Annotated in this window: 18 protein-coding genes; 12 read left to right on the top strand and 6 right to left on the bottom strand. The window is 44.4% G+C overall.

The genetic code is table 11. From position 1 onward, the window contains the following. Positions 1-95: 95 nt before the first annotated feature. A complete protein-coding gene (locus tag MN199_RS12480) occupies positions 96-590 on the top strand; it encodes a M48 metallopeptidase family protein (protein WP_132580883.1) in 495 nt (164 codons plus the stop codon). Between the two features lie 75 nt (positions 591-665). Here MN199_RS12480 and MN199_RS12485 read toward each other — a convergent pair whose 3' ends face one another. Continuing rightward, the gene (locus MN199_RS12485; protein ID WP_335739642.1) at positions 666-3,089 is read right to left on the bottom strand and encodes an alpha/beta hydrolase family protein; all 2,424 of its coding nucleotides are present in this window, start codon (positions 3,087-3,089) and stop codon (positions 666-668) included. Between the two features lie 190 nt (positions 3,090-3,279). On the opposite strand from MN199_RS12485, the gene MN199_RS12490 reads away from it, so the two are divergent. From MN199_RS12490 to msrA, 9 genes are all read left to right on the top strand, one after another. Continuing rightward, on the top strand, positions 3,280-3,915 hold the full coding sequence (locus MN199_RS12490) for a hypothetical protein (protein WP_335739643.1): 636 nt from the start codon (positions 3,280-3,282) through the stop codon (positions 3,913-3,915). Positions 3,916-4,085: 170 nt separating this feature from the next. Beyond that, positions 4,086-4,760, top strand: coding sequence for an ABC transporter ATP-binding protein (locus MN199_RS12495; protein WP_132580877.1), 675 nt, complete (start codon positions 4,086-4,088; stop codon positions 4,758-4,760). Beyond that, positions 4,754-5,698 (top strand): HlyD family secretion protein, encoded by a 945-nt coding sequence (locus MN199_RS12500; protein ID WP_132580875.1) that lies wholly within the window; start codon positions 4,754-4,756, stop codon positions 5,696-5,698. The genes MN199_RS12495 and MN199_RS12500 overlap by 7 nt, the downstream gene beginning before the upstream one ends. Next, positions 5,698-6,714 (top strand): HlyD family secretion protein, encoded by a 1,017-nt coding sequence (locus MN199_RS12505; RefSeq protein WP_132580873.1) that lies wholly within the window; start codon positions 5,698-5,700, stop codon positions 6,712-6,714. Before MN199_RS12500 ends, MN199_RS12505 begins: the two co-directional genes overlap by 1 nt. Then, positions 6,704-7,891 (top strand): efflux RND transporter periplasmic adaptor subunit, encoded by a 1,188-nt coding sequence (locus tag MN199_RS12510; protein WP_132580871.1) that lies wholly within the window; start codon positions 6,704-6,706, stop codon positions 7,889-7,891. The genes MN199_RS12505 and MN199_RS12510 overlap by 11 nt, the downstream gene beginning before the upstream one ends. Before the next feature lie 4 nt (positions 7,892-7,895). Further along, on the top strand, positions 7,896-9,131 hold the full coding sequence (locus MN199_RS12515) for an ABC transporter permease (RefSeq protein ID WP_335739644.1): 1,236 nt from the start codon (positions 7,896-7,898) through the stop codon (positions 9,129-9,131). A 26-nt stretch (positions 9,132-9,157) separates the two neighbouring features. After that, positions 9,158-10,066, top strand: coding sequence for an exo-alpha-sialidase (locus MN199_RS12520; protein ID WP_335739645.1), 909 nt, complete (start codon positions 9,158-9,160; stop codon positions 10,064-10,066). A gap of 187 nt (positions 10,067-10,253) precedes the next feature. After that, a complete protein-coding gene (locus MN199_RS12525; RefSeq protein ID WP_335739646.1) occupies positions 10,254-11,348 on the top strand; it encodes an acyltransferase family protein in 1,095 nt (364 codons plus the stop codon). A 143-nt stretch (positions 11,349-11,491) separates the two neighbouring features. After that, on the top strand, positions 11,492-12,766 hold the full coding sequence (msrA, locus tag MN199_RS12530; protein WP_335739647.1) for a peptide-methionine (S)-S-oxide reductase MsrA: 1,275 nt from the start codon (positions 11,492-11,494) through the stop codon (positions 12,764-12,766). 68 nt (positions 12,767-12,834) lie between these two features. Here msrA and MN199_RS12535 read toward each other — a convergent pair whose 3' ends face one another. The 3 genes from MN199_RS12535 to MN199_RS12545 all read right to left on the bottom strand — a co-directional run bounded on the left by MN199_RS12535 (position 12,835) and on the right by MN199_RS12545 (position 18,906). Next, positions 12,835-13,269, bottom strand: coding sequence for a hypothetical protein (locus MN199_RS12535; RefSeq protein ID WP_335739648.1), 435 nt, complete (start codon positions 13,267-13,269; stop codon positions 12,835-12,837). A gap of 338 nt (positions 13,270-13,607) precedes the next feature. Beyond that, entirely contained in the window at positions 13,608-16,238 is a 2,631-nt protein-coding gene (ppc, locus tag MN199_RS12540; protein ID WP_335739649.1) for a phosphoenolpyruvate carboxylase, read from the bottom strand. 157 nt (positions 16,239-16,395) lie between these two features. After that, positions 16,396-18,906: a TonB-dependent receptor plug domain-containing protein gene (locus MN199_RS12545; protein WP_335739650.1), complete on the bottom strand. Its 2,511-nt coding sequence runs from the start codon at positions 18,904-18,906 to the stop codon at positions 16,396-16,398. Between the two features lie 334 nt (positions 18,907-19,240). On the opposite strand from MN199_RS12545, the gene MN199_RS12550 reads away from it, so the two are divergent. Both MN199_RS12550 and MN199_RS12555 read left to right on the top strand, forming a co-directional pair. Then, positions 19,241-19,981, top strand: a complete 741-nt coding sequence (locus MN199_RS12550; protein WP_335739651.1) for a LytR/AlgR family response regulator transcription factor — start codon at positions 19,241-19,243, stop codon at positions 19,979-19,981. 70 nt (positions 19,982-20,051) lie between these two features. Next, positions 20,052-20,762 carry a VC0807 family protein gene (locus MN199_RS12555; protein ID WP_132580853.1) on the top strand — a complete coding sequence of 237 codons (711 nt, stop codon included), beginning with the start codon at positions 20,052-20,054 and terminating at the stop codon, positions 20,760-20,762. 7 nt (positions 20,763-20,769) lie between these two features. On the opposite strand, the gene MN199_RS12560 is transcribed toward MN199_RS12555, so the two are convergent. Both MN199_RS12560 and MN199_RS12565 read right to left on the bottom strand, forming a co-directional pair. Further along, a complete protein-coding gene (locus MN199_RS12560; RefSeq protein WP_335739652.1) occupies positions 20,770-22,119 on the bottom strand; it encodes a DUF1501 domain-containing protein in 1,350 nt (449 codons plus the stop codon). Between the two features lie 11 nt (positions 22,120-22,130). After that, entirely contained in the window at positions 22,131-23,819 is a 1,689-nt protein-coding gene (locus MN199_RS12565; protein ID WP_335739653.1) for a DUF1800 domain-containing protein, read from the bottom strand. Positions 23,820-23,926 lie beyond the last annotated feature (107 nt).

Genomic DNA, 23,926 nt, shown 5'->3' on the forward strand with positions numbered 1-23,926 from the left:
CGCTGCTTGTTGGATTACTTAACGCCAGCATAGTTACTGACGTTAGCTTAGATGCGCTTTATACTATAGCCAGTATTCTTAAGGAAAGAGCTCGTGTGAAACCGCTTAACTATCTGGCTGGCTACTCAGCGCATATTCAACAGCAAGCTACGGAACTGTTGCTCAATGGCAAATTAGCAGGCTATTTAAACCAAAAGTATCCGCTAGTACATCAAGTGCAAAGTGATAAAGCACTTTACAGCTACACTAACGAGTTGAAGAATCAGTATATGCGTAATAGCACGCAGCTAAGCCAAGTATGTTACGACAGCAAGCTAAATGTGTTGCAACAAGCGCTAGGCATGCACACTTATCAGTCTAGAGTGCACGGTAATAAGCTAAAAGCGCATAACAGTATTCGCATTGCAGCGCTGTTTAAACAAGCGCCTAGTGAGTTTTTACGTATGATAGTAGTGCATGAACTAGCCCACTTTAAAGAGAAAGAACACAATAAAGCGTTTTATCAACTTTGCCAGTATATGGAACCCGCCTACCATCAATTAGAGCTTGATACGCGGTTATGGCTGCTGTGGCGAGATCAACCAAGTTAGCGTTTTGGTAATATTAAAAAGGTGCTTTATGCCCCAGCTAAGCATAAAGCACTACATCCATTTACTATGTTTAATTTATTCAGTTTTTATTGTGGTATCGGCGTTTTTAACAAACTCGTCTAACCAGCTAACTGTTTCCCACAACATGTGCAATACCGACTCGCGTGCACGATAACCGTGCGACTCTAGCGGTAACATAACTAATCGAGTGGTGCCGCCTAAGCCTTTAACGGCTTGATACATGCGCTCACTTTGCATTGGAAAGGTGCCGGCGTTGTTATCATCAGTACCATGAATTAACAGTAACGGTGTTTTAATTTTTTCCGCGTGAAAAAACGGTGACAGCTGAGTATATAAATTTGTATCGTCCCATAAGGTGCGCTGCTCACTTTGAAAACCAAACGGTGTTAAGCTGCGATTATAAGCGCCACTTCTGGCAATACCGGCTTTAAATAACTTAGTTTGCGCTAGCAAATGCGCGGTCATAAACGCACCATAAGAGTGGCCGCCGACCGCAACCCTATTCGGATCGGTTACTTTACGGCTAACACCTGCGGCAATAGCGGCTTCAGCATTCATCACTAACTGCTGAATAAAGCTGTCGTTTGGCTCTTTATCGCCCTCACCGACTATTGGCATAGTGGCGTTATCTAATACGGCATAGCCTTGAGTGGCTAAAAACTGCGGTGTCCAATAGCTAATACGGTTAAAACGGTAAGGTGAATCACTTACTTGCCCCGCTGCAGCCGCACTTCTAAATTCACGCGGATAAGCCCAAATCATGGTTGGCAAAGGGCCGTCACGCTCTGGCTGATAACCTGCTGGTAACAATAAGGTTGCCGACATAGGAATGCCATCAGCACGCTTATAGTTAATTAGCTCGCGGCTTATACCTTTAGTTTGCGGCATAGGGTGTGGCGTTTGCGTTAGTGCAGTTAACTCACCTGATTGCAAATCACGTAAATAAAAGTCAGGTGGTACATCAGTTGATTCGCGCTGCGTTAATAGTTTACCGCTGGGCAGTAAGCTATAAACATACTCATAAAATGGTGCTTCAGAGCGCCATAAGCGTTCGGTTTTACCCGTAGTTAAAGTCATTTTATCAATAAATGGACGGTTACCTTCAGGCGATGCACCTACACCAGTTAAATATATTTGACCTTGTTCTAATCTTAGTAAGCGCTGACCATTTGCCGCGGCAGTAGTTAACGGTGAGCCGGGCGCATTGTAGCGATCTTCTGATGAGCGCTCCCACAATAAACTGGCGCTTTGATCAGGTGCTAGCTGCCATACTTTTTCTAGGCGGTCTTGCCACCAATTTTCCCATACCAACATAGTGCCATTGGCCGCGGTCATTAAACCTGAAAAGCGAAAGCTTAAATCAAGTAATTTTTGCGGTTCAGCCGTAAAAGGTGCCGCTAATTGAAACAACTGATCACGTACTGTGGCTTGTTGTGCCGGATCACCACCATCGGCCGCTTCAGCCCAGTATAGGGTTGCTGGCAAATCTGAGCGCCAACTAGCGTAACGGCGGCCGGTAGGCACCGCATCAAAGGCAATAGGCATGTTATCGGCTACTGGGTTTTGCGCCACGGTGTACACTAGCTTACCGCTGCTATTCCATACTTCGCTAGTATAGGCAAAACGAGACACCGGCACCGCATAAGAAAACGGCTGTTCTATACGGCTGACTAACACTAACTGGTTATCTGGCGACACTTCTACACTTCTAAACAGTGTTGGCTTGCCTATAGTTGTCAGTTTGTTTTTTAAGCTAATTTTTACTAGCTGGCTAGTAAAGTAATAACTAAATAAAATTTCGTCGTGTTTATCTTTTAATAAATCTTGATAAGTACGCGCCGGCGCAGTACGGCCACGCGCTTCGGTAATAATTGGTCCCGTAGGTATTTTAGACGCCACTGGCTCAGCGCCGCGTTTTGCTGGCACTGTTAATGCGTAAATAGCTTGGCTGTCAGCAGACCACTGTAAGCCTGCACCCCAAATCGCATTTAAACGGCTTTTTGACCATTGGCTAGCTTTAGCTTTTGCAATATCAATACGCCATAACGTAGCTTGGTTAGCATCTAATTGAATAAAGGCCAAATAACGACTGTCAGGCGACCACGTTAAATTAGTCGCTTTAAGATCAGCTGGTAAGCCCGTAATGGCGTTAGTTTTAGTTGAAGCTAAGTCAATTAACTGCAGGGCCGAAACATAACGTGGCATAGCTGGGCTGCTATTGGCGGGGTTAAACCTTACGCCCGCTAATCGGTATTCTGGCGCAGCTAAATCTGCTAGCACTGGCAACGCTGGATAAGTTAAAGTCAGCATGGTCTGCCCATTTGGGCTTAAACTCGCGCTCGGTGTTGGTGCTGCATCAACAATATCAACAATTTCTTTTACCGGCTGCTGATAGCCTATATCTACTGACGTACTGTGCGCATATCCAGATAGGCATAATGCCGCACCTAGTAGTACCACGCTGACAAACTTTTTCATTTTTCTAATCCCCTGTTAAATATCATATTTATTTATCACAGTTAGCCCTTAACTGTAACCTGTCTAAGCGACTAGCGCACCTAAACATGAGGTTAAGATCAAAAAGCTTTATGTTGTTTAGCGTTGCAGGCTGCGGCTAGCTTTGCGATTATACCATTCTGCTATTTTCAATATCGGTATAGGGCACCCTATGACTGAATGCCACAGTTTTACGAAAGACGATGCCATTCGCTTTGCTGATGAGCACAGCGGTTTATTTGGTGAGCATAGCAAATTGAGCTGCGACGAGCTTGGCGATAATAATTTGAGTTTACTGTTTCGTGTTAGTAACGACAAAGGCCGCAGCCTCATCGTAAAACAAGCTATGGGGCATGTTCATATTGCTAGCGAAAACTGGCAACTCACCCCCGATCGGGCGCGCATTGAAGCCGAAGTATTAATTAAACACCGTAAACTTTGTCCAGAACACACGATAGAAGTGCTGCACTGTGACTCTAAACTTGCAGCAATTTTGCTGGAAGATTTAAAAGACTATCGTAATTTAACTACCGAGCTAATTTCGACTAAACAATTTACCCATTTAGCGCCCCAGCTAGCCACTTATTTAGCGCGCACACTGTATTTCACTAGCGATTTCGCTTTAACTGGGCCCAATAAGAAACAACAGGTTGGTCACTTCTTAAACCCTGAGTTATGCCTAGTAACCGAAGATTTGAGCTTTACCGACCCTTACTGCAATCATGAGCGCAACAACGTACATGCTGAAATTAGTGCTGACGCACAACAGCTATGGCACGACGACATATTTTACAGCGCTATAATTTAGCCAATATTGACCAAGTTATTACCTTAGTAAATTACCTAGAAATATCATAATGCTAAAAACCTAGGCTGCCACAGGTTGTTACAATTTAACACCCGCCTTATAGCACTGATGTGTTTCAGTTAGCTAAGCCGTGTGGCATTCTGCGCTGCTAAAAACAATAGGGTGTATTAATGATATTTGCACAACAGCTTAGTCGTGTTTTTGGCCAAGGCGAAAATGCCGTGCACGCGCTACGCGACGTTAGTTTGCGTATTGCTGAAAATGAATTTGTTGCCATTATGGGTAGTTCTGGTTCTGGCAAGTCTACATTAATGAATATTCTTGGCTGTTTAGACACCCCTAGCAGTGGCAGTTATCAGCTTGATAACCAAGTTATTGGCCAGCTTGATGATATTAAGTTATCTGCCATGCGCAACCGCCATATCGGTTTTATTTTTCAATCATTTCACTTATTACCACGATTAACCGCAGCGCAAAACGTGGCTTTACCGCTTAGGTATACTGATACCGAGCCGTTAGAGGCTTTAGCTCGGGCAAATCTATTGTTAGAGCAAGTTGGTCTGGCACACCGCGCTGGACATAAACCGCACGAAATGTCAGGGGGCCAGCGCCAGCGCGTTGCTATAGCTCGTGCTTTAATAAATAAGCCTAAAGTTATTTTCGCAGATGAACCTACGGGCAACCTAGATAGCAAAACATCAAAAGAAATAATGCTGTTATTAGGTGAGCTGCACAGCCAAGGTAACACCATTGTGATGGTAACGCATGAAGATGAAATAGCGGCTTACGCGCACCGCGTAATACGCATGCGCGATGGGCAAATAATAGAGGACAACGGATGTTAGCCACACTTTACACCTTATTGCTGCTAAGCAATGCTGCCGAGCAGCCCATTCCGTTACTCTTAACTGGTACCTTACAATCTGCGGATAAACAAACTGTCGTCTCACCTATGAGTGATAGCTGGCGCGTGCAAGTACAATGGTTGCAACCAGAAGACCAACCAGTGAAACAGGGTGATTTAATTGCCGTATTTGATGCCGGTAATATTAAAGCACAAATTGAGCAGTTAAAAAGCAGCATAATTAATCACGACGAGCGGCTAAACCAGCTAAAAAGTGAACATAAACAAAAGGTCATGGAAGCGGAATACGAACTTGAGCGACGGCAATTACTGTTAGAAAAAGCCGGTATAGACGCTAATGTTCCCTTAGCAAACTTAAGCGCTTACGACTATGAAAAATATCAATTAGAATTAAAGCGTAGCCGCACTGAAGCCAATAAAGCTGCCGAACAACTAGCCGTAGCACGCATTGCTGCTAGTGCGGCTTTAACTAAACAGCAGTTACAGTTAGAGCAATCAAACGCTGAGCTCTTAGATGCTGAAACGCAATTAGGCCAAATGAGCGTTATTGCTACTCAAAATGGCACTATTAGTTATGGCACGCACCCGTGGTATGGCACCAAAATTTATGCCGGTATTACCGCACAACCCGGATGGGCAATTGCGGAACTTAATCGCACTAACTCTTTGTATATTGAAGCGTGGGTGCATGAAACCGACATGCCTAGGCTGCAGCAACATAAAGCTTTAACCGCCTATTTTGATATTGCGCCACAACTGGCTTTTCCACTAAAGCTTAGCTCGGTTGCTCGCCAAGGCGAAAAGCGCCAAAGTTGGGGCACTGCCCTTTATTACAAAGCCGTTTTTACATCAGATAACTTGCCCATTGCCGAACCAATATTGGGCATGGGCTTACTTATTGAGGTTAGTTTACCATAATGCCTAATTATGTATTTCGTATCTTGGTTAGCCTTACTTTACTAAGTATTACTGCCTGCCAGCCAGACGATATAGCGGATAAAATTACGCCAACTGCGGTTTTTGTTAAGGCCACAGGCGAGCTTACTGCGGCTAATTCGTTTAAGGCCTCGCCACCTAGCGTAAAAAGCTTATGGCAATACAATATTAAGCAACTTGCCCCAGAAAGCAGCTTATTACAAGAGCAAGATGTTGTGGTGGCGTTTGATGCCCAACGCTTGGTAGATGACTTAAAAAACAAAAGCATTGAGTTAAAAAGTGCTGAGCAAGAATTAGCTAACCGCTTGCGCAGTGACGAGCAACGCTATGAAGAGTTAAAACTAAGCTTGGCCGAACGTAAAATGGAATACGACCGAGACCAGCGCAAAGCCCAAATTGTCGATCAGTCTCGTTCAGCAAATGATCGCCGTAAAGCACAAATTGATTTCACTATTGCAGACAATCAAAAGCAATTAGCCGAAGCTCGTTTGGCTAGCCACCAACAACAGCGCCAAGCCGAAAAGCAAATGCTACTAGCAAAAGTTACTCGCTTACAAGCCGAGGTAAGCGACTTAAAACGCAGCATTAGCCAAATGCAGGTAAAAACGCCCTTCTCTGGCGTAATGGTATATAGCCAAAACTTTGAAGGCGAAAAGTTTTCTAGTGGCGATATGGTGCAGTTTGGCCAACCGGTTGCTGAAATCAGCCAACTTGACAGTTTATATATTAAAGCCGAAATAGATGAAATAGACCTAAAACAGTTAGTTACCGGGTTAGCGGTAGAAATTACTTTAGATGCATACCCTGAACGACGCTTTAGCGGAATATTACAAAGCTTAGGTAGTGCGGTGCGGGATAAATCGCGCGATAACCTGCGCCGAGTGGTAGATGCCACGGTAAAACTAGATGCACTAGATACCGAAATTATGCGGCCCGGCATGACGGCTAGGTTAAACATTAGCCTAACGAGCAGCGTAGGAGGCGTACATGCGCTATAAATATTATGGATACGGCGCGCTATTGCTAACTTTAATTACTGGTTGCAGCGAGGTTACACTACAGGTGCCCGTATATGCTGTCGAAAAAGAAACCTTAGTTCACTCAGTCAATGCCGAAGGTGAATTATTTGCGGTTAATTCGGTAAGTATTAGCGCACCTAAATCGGTACAAGGGCCACGCTTTATTGCGGCTTTAGCAAAAGAGTATGCTGAAGTACAGGCAGGTGATGTGGTGGTTACTTTTGATTCATCGCAGTTACTTAAAGCAAAAATTAAAGCTAATACCGGCTTAGGTACTGTAGTTGCTGACGAACAACAGAAGCGCGCCGAACAACAAAATGAGCAAAAAGCGATAGGTTTAGACCAAACCTTGATTGGATACGAGTTTTCTTTTGCTGATCGCTTTAGTGTTGATGATGTACAGATCCGCTCTAAGTTAGAAATTCTCGATTCAATGCAAAACAAAGAATATCTTGGCGACAAGCGCGACTATTTAGGTTGGCAAGAGCAAAGCTTTACTCAGCGTAGCAGCGGCGAGTTAGAGCTATTGCAATTACAACTTGGCCAACAGCAAAGTTTACTACAACAAGCAGAAACCGGTTTGGCTGAACTCGAAATTCGCTCGCCGCACAAAGGCATTTTATTATTCGAAACTAATTGGCGCGGTGAAAAACCAGAGGTAGGCGGCATGGTATTTCCGGGTTCACGTATTGGTAGCATCCCTGACTTAAGCTTACAACACGTTAAATTGCAGGTTATCGAACAAGAAGCTATAGGTTTTGCTGCAGGGCAACAGGTTAACTTTGCTTTAACGGCTTGGCCTGACGACATGTTAACCGGCGAGATTGTTTCGGTAGCTGCCGTAGCTCAATCACGTGATCGACGCGACCCGCGAAAATATATTGAAGTGATAGTAGCGCCAACACAACAAGACCGGCGTTTTATGCCTGGCAACAAAATACGGGCTCATATTTTAGTCGATAAAATCGACGATATATTTATGATCCCGCTACAAGCCATTTTCAGTGAACAAAAGCAACTTTATGCTTATAAACTAAACGGCACCTCTTTTGTTAAGCAGCCCATTACCATTGGTAAAAAAAGCCTAAGCCACGCACAAATTAGTGAAGGTTTAAAAGCTGGTGATCGTATCGCTCTGATTAATCCGGAACAATAACAGAATGAAATTAAACCCCTTAATAACCGACACTCTTGCCGAGCTGGCGCAACATAAACTGCGCACCTTTCTTACTCTGTTAGGAATGATATTTGGCGTGGGTGCCGTTATTGCCATGCTAAATATTGGCGAAGGTGCAGAGCGTGAGGCTTTAAAAACCATTGAAACGATGGGCTTGCGCAATCTTATTGTTGAAGGCCGACTTTTTGATGAAAAAGCCTTACAAGAGCAACGTAAACATTCACTAGGGCTTAACCAAAGCGATATTGATATTGCGGTGGCTACACTGCGCGATGTCACCGCTTATAGTGCTGAGCTAAAACTCGATACCCACAGCATTTATAGCCATCAAGGCAAAAGTGATGGTGTTGCTATAGCCGTTTCACCCAGTTATATGCAGTTAAGTAAGTTAAACTTTGTTGCTGGGCGTAATTTTACTGAACAAGAAAATCGCTATGCAGCTCAAGTAGCCATTCTAGGTGCTAGAGTAGCAAAAAGTTTATTTCCCAATGGCGATGCACTTGGTAAAACCGTGAAAGTAAACCATGTTTGGCTGCAAGTGGTAGGCGTATTAGCCGAGCCTTATGCCGGTAGCGATGATTTTCAGGGTATTAAATTAGGTGGAGAGCAAAACCAATTATTTATGCCCCTACTTAGTGCACAAACGCGCTTTAAACAGCTACCTATGAGTGCCGAGCTAACCTCATTTCGTTTGCAACTGGCCGAGCAAGCCAATAATGCGCTTACGGCTAAGGCGTTAGATGCACTGCTAAAACAACGACACAACGATATTGATGACTACACTATTATAGTGCCGGCAGCACTGTTGGCTCAGCAAAAACAAACTCAACAAATTTTCAATATTGTTATGTCTTGTGTCGCGGGCATTTCCTTGCTCGTGGGTGGCATAGGCATTATGAATATCATGTTAGCTACCGTGTTAGAGCGCACTAAAGAAATCGGTTTATTACGTGCTATTGGCGCAACACAACGCGATATTAAACTGCAATTTGTTGCCGAAAGCTTTGCTATTGCTATTCTTGGTGGTTTACTCGGTATTGTATTTGGTATTTTATTATCTGAGCTTATCGCTTTTTATTCCGATTGGGCAGTAAGCTGGTCGTTACTGGCAATAGGCTTGTCTTTTAGTATCTGCGCTCTTATAGGCATTGCTTTTGGTGTTTATCCGGCCATTAAAGCGTCGCAGCTCGACCCGATTACCGCCTTGCAAAGCGAGTAACTTAACCGAGAAAGGAGCACATTATAATGCAACTCATTGCAGCTCGTCGTATTTGGCAACAAGCGCCGCATAATGCGTTTACCGATCTCGTTTATTTTAATAACGCATTATGGTGTGTATTTCGTGAAGGTAGCGCCCACATTTCTACCGATGGCGCTTTTCGTATTTTACGCTCAACTGACAACGGTACTAGCTGGCTTAGCCAAGCGTTAATAAATGCCGTTGATGCCGATTTACGTGATGCAAAGTTTAGCATTGCCCCTAATGGTACATTATTGCTACTTGGCGCTGGGGCGTTGCACGATCGCAGTAGCTATAGCCATCAGTCCTACATTTGGCGCTCAAACGACGGTATTCATTGGTCGGCACCTGAGCCAGTTGGTGAAAAAAACGTCTGGCTGTGGCGCATGACATGGCAACAGCAAAAACTGTATGCCTTGGGTTACGGTATTGGCCAGCCGCGTTTTGTTCGCTTATACCAAAGCGACGACGCTAGACAATTTCAACCGATAACCGATGTTTATCAAGGCAGTTACGCTAACGAAAGCGGCTTATTATTTGCGCACGATGGCACAGCACTTTGCTTGCTTAGACGCGACCCAGACAATGGTTTATTTGGTAAAAGCGTACCGCCATATACACAATGGCAATGGCAGGATATTGGCTGTCGTATTGGTGGGCCGCAATGGTTGCAGTTACCTAATGGTAAGTTGCTGGCCTGTGTGCGCTTATATGATGAACAAGTGCGTACTAGCTTATGTTGGCTTGATGCCGTAAACGGTAGCCTAACTGAAGCCCTTACGCTGCCCTCTAGTGGCGATTGCAGCTACGCCGGCATGGTGTTGCAAGGTGATACGCTTTACGTTAGTTATTACTCATCGCATGAAGACCAAACAGCAATTTATTTAGCCATCGTTAAAACTAACTCGGCATAAACGGCAATATAGCGTTAAAATTACTTGCCACAAATTGTTAACTGAAGTCACAGTTCTGGCTATTTTCTAACGCTAAGTTCACTTAAGCCAGCAGAGCGTTTATACTGCCGCTGTTTTTTACTATTATTATTTGCTTGAGGCTTAATTAAGTTTGTCAACGCAGATTGTTACAAGGAGTAACAATACCATGCAACAGGATACCGGCCGGATAGATTATCTGGATGTTATGCGCGCAGTATTAATGATGCTAGGTATAGTGTTACATGCTGGCCAACTTTACAACCCGCAACAATCTTGGTTGCTACATGCACCAGAAAGCTCGTCGTTATTTACCTACCTAATTAGCATCATATCAACCTTTCGCATGCCGGCTTTTTTGGTGGTTTCTGGCTTTTTTTGCGCCATGTTTATTTTACGCTACGGTAATGCCGTTTTTTTCCGCTCACGTACAAAACGATTACTGATCCCGTTACTTATTAGCGCCATTACTTTAAACGTATTTCAAGCTTACCTGCTACAGCATTTTGGTTGGATATCAGAAAGCGTACCTAACTATTTAATAAGTGGCGGCTGGGTGCAACATCTTTGGTTTTTAATCGATTTGTTTATATTTATTTTACTGCTTTGTTTAGGCTACAGCGTGGCACCGCTACGCCGCCTATGTATTAAAATTAATACCTTAGCGGTTAACAGCCTGCCCTTACCGGTTTTTATCGCTTTAATTTCGTTATACCCCGGTGGTTTAATACTCTTAAAAGTGCTCGGCGTACCTATGTACGATAGCTGGCTTGGTATCACTGACTTATACGAATTATTATCGTACTTACCGTTTTTTCTGTTCGGCTTAACTTTATACAGCAGCCCTAAGTGGTTGAATCAATTTAGTAATATTAAACTAATTTATGCCGTTGTTGCTTTAGCGCTGATTGCCACAACGCATTATTTTATTAATCAAGGTACGGGTATGCTTTGGCAATCAGTATCTTTGTATAGCAGAGCATTATTGTGCTGGTTAAGCGTAGCCTTGTGCTTTAGCTTATTTAACTACCTAGTTAAGCGTGGTAGCCGGTTCTGGCGTTTTTTATCAGAAGCATCGTACAGCGTATATTTATTCCACCATCTTATTGTGGTGTTATTAGGTTTATGGCTAATAAATTACAATATCGCACCCATTATTGGCTTTAGCTTAATTGTTACGTTAACCATGCTAGTAACATTGCTAATACATAAATACGTGATCGCACCAAATAGCTTATTACGTTTAATGTTTAACGGTAAATAACCTTAGGTTAAATAGCGTGATTTTTTCACGATGAATGGCCTTATAGCGCAGTTTAATATGGCTAAATGCTTTAATTATTGAAAGCCAAATGATCGTTTCTCTGTCTATTAGCGTAGATAAGCCAATAGATGGGGAAAAGCCTTATGCCGATATTTAAATTTCTTAGCATAGTATGCGGCGGTGCAATGCTGCTAACTAGCGCTGTGCAAGCTAACCCAGAATCCATGCCAGCAACCAACCACTTAGACACTATTGTTGTTGGTGCCGGTTGTTTTTGGGGCGTAGAAAAGCGCTTCGAAGCCATTCCCGGCGTAATTGATGCTATTGCGGGCTACGCCGATGGCGACGGCGTAAAGCCGACCTATAAAGCCATTACTGAGCAACGTAATAAAAATAACCCAAAGAATCACGCGGAAGTAGTACAAATAAGCTTTAACCCAGCTGAAATTAGCCTAGAGCGGCTGCTACAGCACTACTTTGAAATGCATGACCCAACGCAGCTAAACCGTCAAGGTAACGATATTGGTACACAGTATCGCTCTACTATCTTAACTAACAGCAGCGCGCAGTTTGACACCGCACAGCAGGTAATGGCAGCGTACCAACAACTATTAAACCAAGCTAAGTTTGGTAAAATTACCACGCAAATTAAGCCGCTAAAGCAGTTTTTTCCGGCAGAGGCGTATCATCAGAATTATCTGGCAAATAACCCTAATGGCTATTGCCCAGACCATGCCACTGGCGTACGTTTTGCTAATACTACAGTTAAAAAAGCCGCACCCACAGACAACAGCAGCTTGCTTATTGGCAAACATATTTTAGTTATAGATTCTGAAAATTATTGCCCATACTGCGAAAAGTTTAAGGCCGATGTTGCCAGCAAATACAGTGGCGACATTCCGCTTAGTTTTCGCTTTGCTAATCAACTTAGCGGCCTTAGCCTTAAGTCGCCTACTTGGGCAACACCAACTATTATTTTGCTACAAGAGGGCAAAGAAGTATTTGGCCGCCAAGGCTATTTAAGCCCCAGCGATTTTTATTTACTGCTAGGCAAGTTTAAATTAGGTGATAGCGAGGCGTTTAATATTGCTTTTGACGAAGGTACTGATGGTCAGTTTTGTCAGCAATATGAAATTTTCAAAAATACTCCCGACGGTGTATTTATTGATAAGTTAAGTGGCGCAGCCTTATTTGATACGCGCGACCGTTTTGATTCAGGCACCGGCTGGTTGTCTTTTACCAAAAGTATTGACGGCGCAGTGAACGAGCGACCAGATAATCGCTTTGGTATGCAACGCACCGAGCTACGCTCAGCGACTTCAGGCATCCATTTAGGCCATGTTTTTGACGACGGCCCTAATGGCCAGCCAAGATATTGCATTAACGCCACAGTGCTGGATTTTGTGCCACACAGTTAATGCGTTTTATTCCGGCTTAGTATTATGCTTTAGCCGGTTTATATCGCAGCACCTCTATCAGAGGCTGTTTATCTTTCCATGTCTGACGGTTTAGGTACTACTGTTCTTGATATACCCACATCAATTAATTCACCGTTAAAATATGTGTATGTTACTGTAACAGTTATAATTGTGGTTGGTGTTTGGTAGGTAGTGCTGGACGATGAAGAGCAATTGCCAGCAGCGCAGGGAGCTGTAGGATTGGTATCACTGGAGGTTGTCAAGACTGAGCCAGAGCTGTAAAACGTGCGGCCCTGGACTGCCGAGCTATCCAAATCAAATGAGTAAGAGGTGATAATTCCCTTTTGCCCCCAAACCACTACTGTAGCCTTAGCCAATTTCTTGTTATGAAAAATATCGCTGCAGACTGTTTCTGTACAGTCAGGTAGTGGCATTGCTTCTGTTTTAGTGGCCGAAAAGCACAATAAGCTACCTAGCAATAAAAAAAATTTAGTTAGCTTCATGGTGTATTCCTTGATTATATTTTTAGATTTATAAATAGAATAACACTCAAAGTATCACCACAAAAACATGATGTCAATTATACTTTTTTATAACAAACCTCACCATCACGCCCCCTTGCTCTGTAACGCTAAATCCAATTATATAACAATAATCAACAATGCACCCACCAGTTGCAACAAAACCAAATACTCATTGAACAACAGCCAACCAGCCAGAATAACCGTAACCGGTTCCAAATAAGCCTGCGCGTGGCCCAGATAATATCATCCGACTTGGGTAAAATTATGCCGCTTAAAAACGGCAGATTAGGCGCGTTTTCTCAGTAACTAACGACCCCCTAGCCCGAATTTCGCATGCCTGCGGCAATACCGGCAATAGTCACCATTAGTGCACGGCTAATCATTGGGTTTACCCGCTCCGGCTGGTGCCGTACCCGATGCAACAATTCAACCTGTAAAATATGTAACGGGTCGATATAAGTATTACGCAATATAATAGATTCGCGGATCCAACTTTCTTTTACCATTAACGTTTCGCTATGAATTAACTGCAGCAGTAACTCTCGATCCGTCGCTAACTGTTGCCGCAGGCTTTCACCTAGGTGTTTTAGCTCAGCGCCGACCAGTATTTTATCGTAATAGGCCGCAATTTCGGCATCGGCTTTTACGTACACCATTTCTAGCATTGACATTCGGGTAGCAAAAAACGGCCACTGTTGCTGCATTTCATCTAGTAAAGCGGTTTTATTTTGTTGTACCGCCTTTGCTAGCGCACTACCAGCGCCAAGCCAAGCCGGTAGCATTAAGCGGTTTTGCGACCAAGCAAAAATCCACGGAATAGCACGCAGGCTTTCAACGCCTCCAGTAGGGTTACGCTTGGCTGGCCGACTACCTAATGGTAATTGGCCCAGCTCTTGCTCAGGTGTAGCAGCACGAAAATAAGGCACAAAATCTTTATTATGTCGCACCACTGCACGATACGCCTCGCAGGAATCATCGGCCAACTGCTGCATAAAATCGCGCCAGCTTTGCTTTGGTACTGGTGGTGGTAGCAACATTCCTTCTAACACTGCACTGGCGTACAGCGCTAAACTGCGTTCGGCCAACTTAGGTAAACCAAACTTAAAGCGGATCATTTCACCCTGCTCAGTTACCCTAAGCCCACCGGCTAAGGAACCGGGCGGTTGCGATAAAATAGCCGCGTGCGCTGGGCCACCGCCACGACCAATAGTGCCGCCACGACCATGAAATAACGTAAGCCGCACTTTAGCTTGCTGACAAATGGCTACTAGCGCTTCTTGCGCACTGTATTGGGCCCATGCGGCAGCAAACACGCCGGCATCTTTTGCCGAGTCAGAGTAGCCAATCATCACTTCTTGTTTGCCGTTAATATAACCGCGATACCAGTCAATACTCAGCAACTTACGCATACAATCTGGTGCATGTTGTAAATCATTTAAGGTTTCAAACAAGGGTGCTACTGGCATGCTGAAACTAACGTCTGCTTCTTTTAACAGCAACTGCACAGCCAACACGTCGGACGGTTTACCCGCCATAGAAATAACATAGGTGCTTAGCGCTTCACTACCATGGTGAGCGATGGTAGCGCAGGTATCTAACACCTCTTGCACCTCAGCCGACGGCTGCCATGTTGTCGGAAACAACGGCCGGCGATTAGCCAGCTCAGTTAATAGAAACGCTTGACGTGCAGCTTCATCCCAAGCGGCATAATCCCCCAAGCCAAGGTATTTGGTAAGTTCACTAAATACCTGCGCATGTCGGTCAGCATCTTGGCGAATATCTAGTTTTAACAACGTTAAACCAAAAGCATAGGCACGACGTATGGTATCCAGCAATTTGCCATTGGCTATTACAGCCATGTTGCAATCTAACAACGATTGATGACACAGCAACAGTGGCGTCAGTAATTGCTGATTATGCCAAATTAAATCTTGTGGGCGCTGCAAGCGGTCATGTTTTAACGCTTCTGTTAACCAATCTCGGGTTTGCAGCAAGCCTGTGCGTAGCTTATTTAATAGCAAACGATAAGGCTCACTGACATCGCCAATGACAGCTCGCAGAGCATCATTCGCCTGATACATCGACAATTCACTACTAAGTAAATCAATATCCTGCGCAAATAAATCGGCAGCTTTCCATCGGCTTAACAACAAAACTTGGCGGGTAACTTTAGAGGTAACAAAGGGGTTACCGTCACGATCTCCACCCATCCACGACGAGAACTTCACCGGCGCGGCGTTGAGCGCCAAACCTTTACCGGTTGCATCAATGAGTTTGGTATCTAGTTCGCGTAAAAAGTCGGGTACGGCAAACCACAACGAGGTTTCAATTACAGCGAAGCCCGATTTTGCTTCATCTACTGGTGTTGGCCGTTGTTCGCGTATTTCATTAGTGTGCCAAGCTTGGGCAATAAGCTCGCTTAAGCGCACTTCAACTTTTTGCTGCTGTTGCGTCGTTAAATCTTGCTCTAACTCGCTTAGACAGCCGGCAATCTCGGTGAGTTTATGAATTAACGTACGCCGCGACACCTCGGTAGGATGTGCGGTTAACACTAACTCAATAGATAAGTTGGCGGCGGCTTGCTCTACCGCTGCGCTATTTAACTGCTTACTGTCTAGTAAACTAAACAGCTCTTGCAAAGGTTCGGGTTTCTCAATACTGGCTTGGCCAATACGGCTAATGGTGTAGTGTTGCTCCGCTAGGTTAGCTAAATTTAAAAATTGCGCAAATGCGCGCGCTACCGGCAATAATTCGTCGTCCGTTAAACTACGCAGCACCTGCTTTAATTGCTCGGCTTGTAGTTCTTCGCCTTTACGCCCAGCTTTAGATAACAAACGAATTTGCTCTACCCGCTCTAGCACTGCATTACCAAGCTGGCCACGAATAGTTTCGCCAAGTTTAGTACCTAATAAACTTACGTTGGCCCGTAACGCTGCATAATGATCCATATCTGTGCCTTAGTTGTGAAATTTTCTCCACACTAACGCGTTATTTACTGGTACTCAATACTGTTTTATTACAACAGCGATAACGATATGCCGAAGAATAAATAGCTAAAAACAAAAAAGCCGCGACAATCGCGGCTTTTTTTATTTAATAGCAGAATTAGAACTTGTAGCTTACGCCAGCAAAGATTTGACGACCAATAGTATCAAATACTTCTGGTACAGTGCCGCCATCGCTACCATTAGCAACGAAAGATGGTTTTTCATCCGCTAGGTTTTTCACGCCGGCTGATACACTGAAACCGTCAGAGATAAAATAGTTTGCTGATACGTTATGGTATAACTTGGCATCAATTCTTGAACCGTCTGCCAAATAATCTGTTTTACCAATATAACGGTTAAAGTAAGTTACACTCCAATCGCCTTGGCCAGCTTGAATACTAAAGTTATTACGCAGTTCAGCATAACCACCGTAGTTACCATCAATAGTATTAGTATAATCGATACCGTCTTGCTTAAATTCTAACAACCACGTTGTGTCGTTATTGATATTCCAGGTTAAACCTAAGCCATCAAAACGGTAAGCAAAGTTAACATCAATACCACTGGTATCTTGGCTACCCACGTTAGTAAGTGGATTAGTAAAGTTAGACAAGTCACCCGCTAATGTAATACTAAAGGTTTCACAGGCAGTAACATCGCCGGCAAAACAGTTATCTAAACCGGCTTGTGCATCTAAGCGCGTTATCGCATTAGTGACTTTGAACCGCCAGTAGTCGACTGTCATCGACAAGCCTTCAATTTGCGCTGGTGATAACACAAAACCAGCAGTAAATGATTCAGATTCTTCAGGCTTGATATTGCTATCAGAGGTATAATTTACCAAGATTTGTGGATCTTGCTCATTACCCCATGGGTCGTCTAAATAATCGTAAGAACCGGTATTACCACCGTATAGCTCACTTACGTTAGGTGCGCGAAAACCTGTTGCCGCTACTGCACGCAGCATTAGTTCGTCATTCGCTTTGTAGGATAAGCCCACTTTCCAAGTACTGGCTTTGCCGAACGTAGAGTAATCATCAAAACGCAGCGCAAATTCACCGGTTAATTTATCGCTAAAAGGTACACTAACCTCTTGATAAAACGAAACAACATTGTAGCTACCGTTAGTTGGGTCTTGCTGCGCCGCTGTACCTTCACCCGCAACGATAACCGGATCTGGATTGAAGAAACCACTATCGCGACGATATTCTGCACCAATAGCAAAACCTACCGCGCCAGCTTCTAAATCAAATAAGTCACCGCTTAGAACAGCAGCAGCAATATGCTGTGCGTTGCCACCGTCAGCCTGCTCTAAATAACCAATATCGTTAATAATGGCGCCTGTTAGCGGTGCGCCACTAAACCATGCGGCTTGATTAGCGTAAATAGAGTTTTCCATTTTTACGGCGTTTATCGAGTTCGCAACTGAGGTATCAGCTTTATTTTTACCGTAGGTGTAAGACAGATCCCAGTTCATACCAGTATGTACATTTAGCTCACCGGCTAAACCTGCTGATAAACGCAAAGTGTCAGTATCTTGCTGATAAACGCGCGCGCCAACGTCATTCGTACGGCGACGGTAATTGATCCGACCGGTTTTATCAGCGGCTACGCCACCGGCAACCATTGCTGGTGTTAAACCAATACAATTAACGGCATCAACACCTGGCTCACCGCAAACACCCAGCATAATATCACCTGGCTGTGGAGCTAACTGTTGATCAGATTTACGCTTGGTGTACAACACATCAGCAGTAAACACTAAATCGTTATCAAATTCCTGTACCGCGTTTGCAAACAGGCTATAACGCTTGCTTGGTGTTTGATACCAGCTATCTTTGGTGAAGTCGTAACCAGCACCACGTGCAACCCAATCGCCATCGGCATTTTGTACCTTACCACCTAAAGTACCAGTAGGAATAAACGAGCTATCGCCCACTTCAGTCCAATCACGATCCGATTGAATAACCCCTTCACGCTGTGAGAACGCCGCACCTAAGGTATAATTACCACGCTTAGTGCTAAAACCATATAACGCACTAACTTCTCCCGTTTCGCCATCACCTTTGTCGGTGCTGCTGCCATTTAAGTCTAACTGAATACCGTCAAAATCTTTTTTGGTAATAATGTTTACCACGCCAGCAATAGCGTCAGAGCCATATACCGCAGATGCACCATCTTTTAGTATTTCAACCCGCGCAATCATAGCAACGGGTATGGCATTTAAGTCTACCGCACTATCGGCACCTGAACCCGAGTTCACCATACGACGGCCATTTAACAGCACTAACGTGCGCTGTGAGCCCATACCGCGTAAATCAACTTGCGCTACACCATCAGCACCATTATTGGTAGTAGAGCCAACAGCAGCACCGGCCATTGAGGTTTGTGCTTGCAGTAACTGATCAACTGAGGTGAAGCCCTCAATGCGAATCGCCGCAGCATCAATAACCGTAACGGGCGATGCGGTTTCCATATCCTGACGCTGAATGCGGGAGCCCGTAACCTCAATGCGTTCTACTTTGGCGGTTTCTTCCTGCGCGCGAGCAGTTGTAGTGAAACCCAGTGTGGCAATCGGTGCCGCAAGCACCGCAATGCGTACGGCATTGCTAACAAAAGACTTTTGCATATTGTTCCTCTTAGACGCCTTTGTGTGGACGAATATCGTTGTTATGGATTTTTCGTCGCTGACGCTACGAGTGTTTTCAACGTAAATCCATCACAAATACGTCAGTGCGGCTAATGCTGTGATAAAACGGGGGACAGCTGATTTCAGCAGTAAAACTGTATTTATTTGTTAAATACCTCAGCTATACATACATAACTGATGGTAAAAGCTATTCGCTTTGGTCTAAGTTTGCTAGAATATGGCCCCGCTTTGGTTATACCTAAGCCAAATCCAAAACTTAACCGCACATATAGCGCCACTCTGCGTTGTGAGTTTGAATTACTTTGAGTCGGATATGAAACTAAGCTGTTTAATAGTGGACGACGAACCTTTAGCCAGGGCTGGCATTAAATACCTGTTGAGCCAACAGCAGCAATTTGAAATAACGGCAGAAGCCGATAACGGTAACGATGCATTGCGTTTAGCAGAGCTGCATCAGCCTGATATTGTGTTTCTTGACATACAAATGCCGGGGCTAGACGGTTTAAGTGTGTTTAAGCAACTCACCAACAAACCCGCTGTGATCTTTTGCAGTGCTTATGCTGAGTACGCCGTAAACGCCTTTGAGTTAAGCGCGGTCGATTATTTACTTAAACCGTTCAGCCCCGAGCGCTTTCAACAGGCGTTACTGAAGGCCTGCGGTAAAATTATCCAGCGTTTAAATAGCAATCAACCGAACGACACTGCGCCGGAGTATGTTAGCCGCCTGACAATTCGCGATCCGGGCCGGCTACGCATAGTAGAAGTAAGCGATATTAGCTGGATTAGTAGTGCGGGTAATTACGTGGATATTCATGTGTATCCACAACAAAAAAACTATTTGTTGCGCGATACAATGGCGGCAATTGAGAAAAAACTCGACCCAGCGATATTTGCCCGTATTCACCGCTCTAGCATCGTACGAAAAAGCGATATCGTTGAGCTGCGACCTGGTGACAAAGGCGATGCCGATGTTATTTTAAAATGCGGTACTGTGCTAACTATGTCGCGGCGTAATCGTGCGGCATTGGCAGAGTTATTTGGTCAGTTATCGTGAGCAGTAAAACCTTAAGCAAAATACGCTTCCTTGTTATACTGCAGATATCCAGCTAAGGAACTATGCCTTTATGTCAGCGCAGCCAGAAACCGTAACCAAAAAGCCAAAAAAATCAGGTTTTTTTAGTAATTTACTACTTAACGTAATTATACCCGCGATTATTCTTAGCCGCTTTAGCGGTGAAGACATGCTTGGCCCCGTTGGCTCGGTAGTCGTAGCATTGGCGTTTCCACTGCTATTTGGTGTATGGGAATTAAAGCAGTCTGGAAAAGTAAATTTTTTCTCAGTACTAGGTATTGTTAGCGTATTACTGACCGGTGGCATAAGTTTATTGCAATTAGACCCAGCTTACATTGCGATTAAAGAAGCACTTATTCCGGCGTTAATTGGCATTATTGTACTTGCTAGCCAATACACACGGTTCCCGTTTGTAAAAAAACTTCTAATCAACCCGGAGCTACTGGATACCGATAAGTTGTATCAAGCCTTGGCAACGCAAAATAACAGCGCTGAGTTTGAACGTCGTATGGCCAAAGCGGGTTATATTGTCGCCGCATCTTTTTTTATGTCGGCGGTATTAAACTACGTGCTGGCGAAAGCTATTGTGGTTAGCCAACCCGGCACAACGGCATACGCTGAAGAGCTAGGGCGCATGACGTGGTTAAGCTATCCGATTATTGTGCTACCTAGTATGGTGATGTTATTTGGCGCTATTATTTATATGTTTCGCCAAATAAGTAAACTTACTACCAAACCGCTTGATGAGTTTATTTTGCAATAAAGGCTTATCATACAAAAGCTAGGTTGGTTTGATTAAAATTCGCTAGATTAGGAAACAGTTGTAAACTTTGCGCGGTGGTTAAGCCAAACCACTGCGCCAAGGTAGCAAAATACTGTTCATTGGCAAAATTAGGAATAATACGGCCAGCGCCAACGTCTCTATCACCGCCAAGCCGTTGTTGCGGCACTGCGCCATATATATCGCCGCCCTTTACCGCACCGCCCATAACCAGTTGATGGCCAGCCCAACCATGATCAGTACCGTTGCCGTTTGTACTAAGCGTGCGGCCAAAATCAGACATAGTAAAACTAGTCACATTATTACTATTACCGCTGGCTTCAATGGCCTGCTGAAACCCAGCCATTGCCTCAGCCACTTTAGCTAACAACACCGGATGTAACTGCAACTGATCACCATGGGTATCAAAGCCGCCCATACGGACAAAAAATACCTGCCGCTTAACGTCTAGGCTATCTTTAGCACTAATAAGTTGCGCGACCTTGCGTAGTTGTGCCGCCAGCGTATTACCGCTGGGGAATAACTCAGTAAACTCAGGTGCTTGTTGCAGTGCTTGGCGTATCACAATACTGCGCTCAACAGCGTTTTCATTTATTTTGCCATAATACTGGCCCAACGCATGTGTTTGCGAACCCATTAACGACCGTGACGCTTGACGTATAACATTAGACCTCAGGTCTGACTTTCGGCTCGCTTGCAACTCTGGTACACCCGCGCTGGTAAGGCCAAACGGATTAATAGCTTGCCCGCTCTGCCATAAATTACTGCCGGCTAAACTAATACAGCTAGCAAAATCAGGCTGCTGGTATAGCAACTCTAACATTTGCCCACCCCAGCCATGGTTGACAATTTCTGGCTCTCGACCGCGCATCCAAGTATTTTGCTGATCATTGTGCGAAAACAAATGTTGCGGCTTTACTGCACTCGCTGACAAATATTCAGCTTTTGTTATTGGCTGCACCAAGCTACCAACAGCAGACACTATGGCCAGATTGCGCTGCTCAAAATAGGGTAATAAGGGCGCCAGCGATGGGTGCAGCGCAATACCATCATCAACGCTATGCTTAGGCTGCAGCGCTAGTGCGCCCGATATCGCTAACTGTTGCCTAGCCTGTTGGTAAAACTGTAAACTTTCACCTGATTGCGGTATTAACATGTTAAGCGAGTCGTTACCACCAGACAAAAATATACATACTAACGCTTTGTAATCGTTAAAGGGCTGTTGCTCTGCAGCCAGCACCGACTGCATAAATCGCAACTGCATTGCTGATAGTGCCGCAACGCCTAGGCCACCGCGCAGGCATTGCGAAAGAAATTTACGTCGGCTATTTACTGTCATAACAGTCTCCGTTAAAGCTGTATCGCGTAATCGGGTGAAATAAACACTAGATACAATAAAGTAGCGGCGCGTTGTTCGGCATTTAATTCTTGCAACTGTTGTTCCGTACTAAGCAATAACGTGTTTAACGCGACGGGCATGTCACCTGCAAAAAAGAGTAAGCTGTATCTATCTAGCAATGCGCCCGTACCCCGCTCGGTTAGTAGTGCTGCCAGCGGGCCAAAATCTAATAACATCTGAAATTCATTAGGTTTAGCAACTTGGCCTTTAATACTTAGATTAATCGCAGTGTGAAAGAAATTTTGCATTTCTAATAGTAAATCATCGGTCAATATTTGTGCTTCTGGCACACTCATACCCAGCTGCTGCAGCTGGCCATTAGGCATATAATCTGGGCGAAAAAAATTAAATACCGATGCCGCCTGTTGTGGCGCCTGACCGTGTGTATCTTCTAAGGTTACCGTATTAAGTCGGCCGGTTATGGATTCAGCCTCTAAGGCTCGCCACAAATGGGTTGTTTTTAATAGTGGCTCTTTTAGTTTACCGAAATTTTCTTGCTGATATTGCGGCAGCTGCCGCGCTTCATCGTCAAGTAAAATGGCACTTACAACCGCGGCGAGATCACCTTTTATTCCTTGCCCATTGTTATTAAACACACGGCTAACTCGTGCAACATAATCTGGTGACGGATTAGAGGTAACTAAACGTTGAATAAGCTGTTTACTAATAAAGGGCGCGATATTTTGATGGGCAAAGATATTATCCAAGGCATCGGTTAAATCCTGTTGTGCACTTTGTCCTTTGGGTAAAAGTTGTCCGTTTAGCAACTGTTTTTCTGCTGTATCATGATGCGCTTCAAACGCTAACATCGGCTTAAAATAGTCCTTTTTACTGACATTCCAATAGGGGCTGTCACTGCTCCAACCGGTAAATACCCGAGCAAAGGCTTCAATCGTAGTTTGATCATAACTAGGTATCACTTGACCTTTGTTATTCAGTATTGGCGTACCGTCCAAATTCAAATCAACTAGGCCAATACTAAATAATTGTAATAATTCACGAGCAAAATTTTCGTCCGAACGAATATTACGTGCCGCATCCGGTTTTTCATTTGCCATGTGGCTAAGATACGTACCCATAATAGGTGATTTTGCCACATCTTCGAGTAAATCACGGTAGTTGCCAAAAGCATGGTTTACCAAAATATCGTAATAGTTAGCCAGCGCCAGCGGCTGTAATTCAATATTAGGGTGGTATCTTGAGGTAACCAGAATTTCGCTTAGCGCAAAGGCAACGCGTTGCCGCAATTGATCGGGGCTATGTAAGGCAACATTCAGCCAGCCTTCTACCCGAGTATAGTGAGAGACATGGCTTTTACCCACCACATCTGGCGTATTGGGCACATGTAAGGTTGCCGGCAACGCTAATTGTTCATCTAGCCACTGCTGTGTGGTTAACGTTGAGGTGTGCTTTATATCAGCAAATGTAGGGCCAAATGTCGCTTGCTGTAACAAACGAGCCGCATGTTTTTCGGCAGTAGAACTTGAAGAAACGGGAGGTGGAACCGGAACTACAGGTACAGAAATTGTCGGCGCATCAGTAACCGTGTCTACTGGCTCTGCCCCGCCACATGCAGCAAGTGCTAATACAATAGTAAGCAGCAGCCATTTCATCACACCCCCTTGTCTAATATGCTTCATTAGGTACGCTTTACATTTTACTCTCGCATAACTCAGTCTAGCATGTTAAAAAATCTAGTCAGTATAAAATGCGGCTGAATACCTTAACGCCTAACGTGCTGCTGTGT

The sequence above is a fragment of the Rheinheimera metallidurans genome (assembly GCF_036983985.1).
Lineage (GTDB): Bacteria > Pseudomonadota > Gammaproteobacteria > Enterobacterales > Alteromonadaceae > Alishewanella > Alishewanella metallidurans.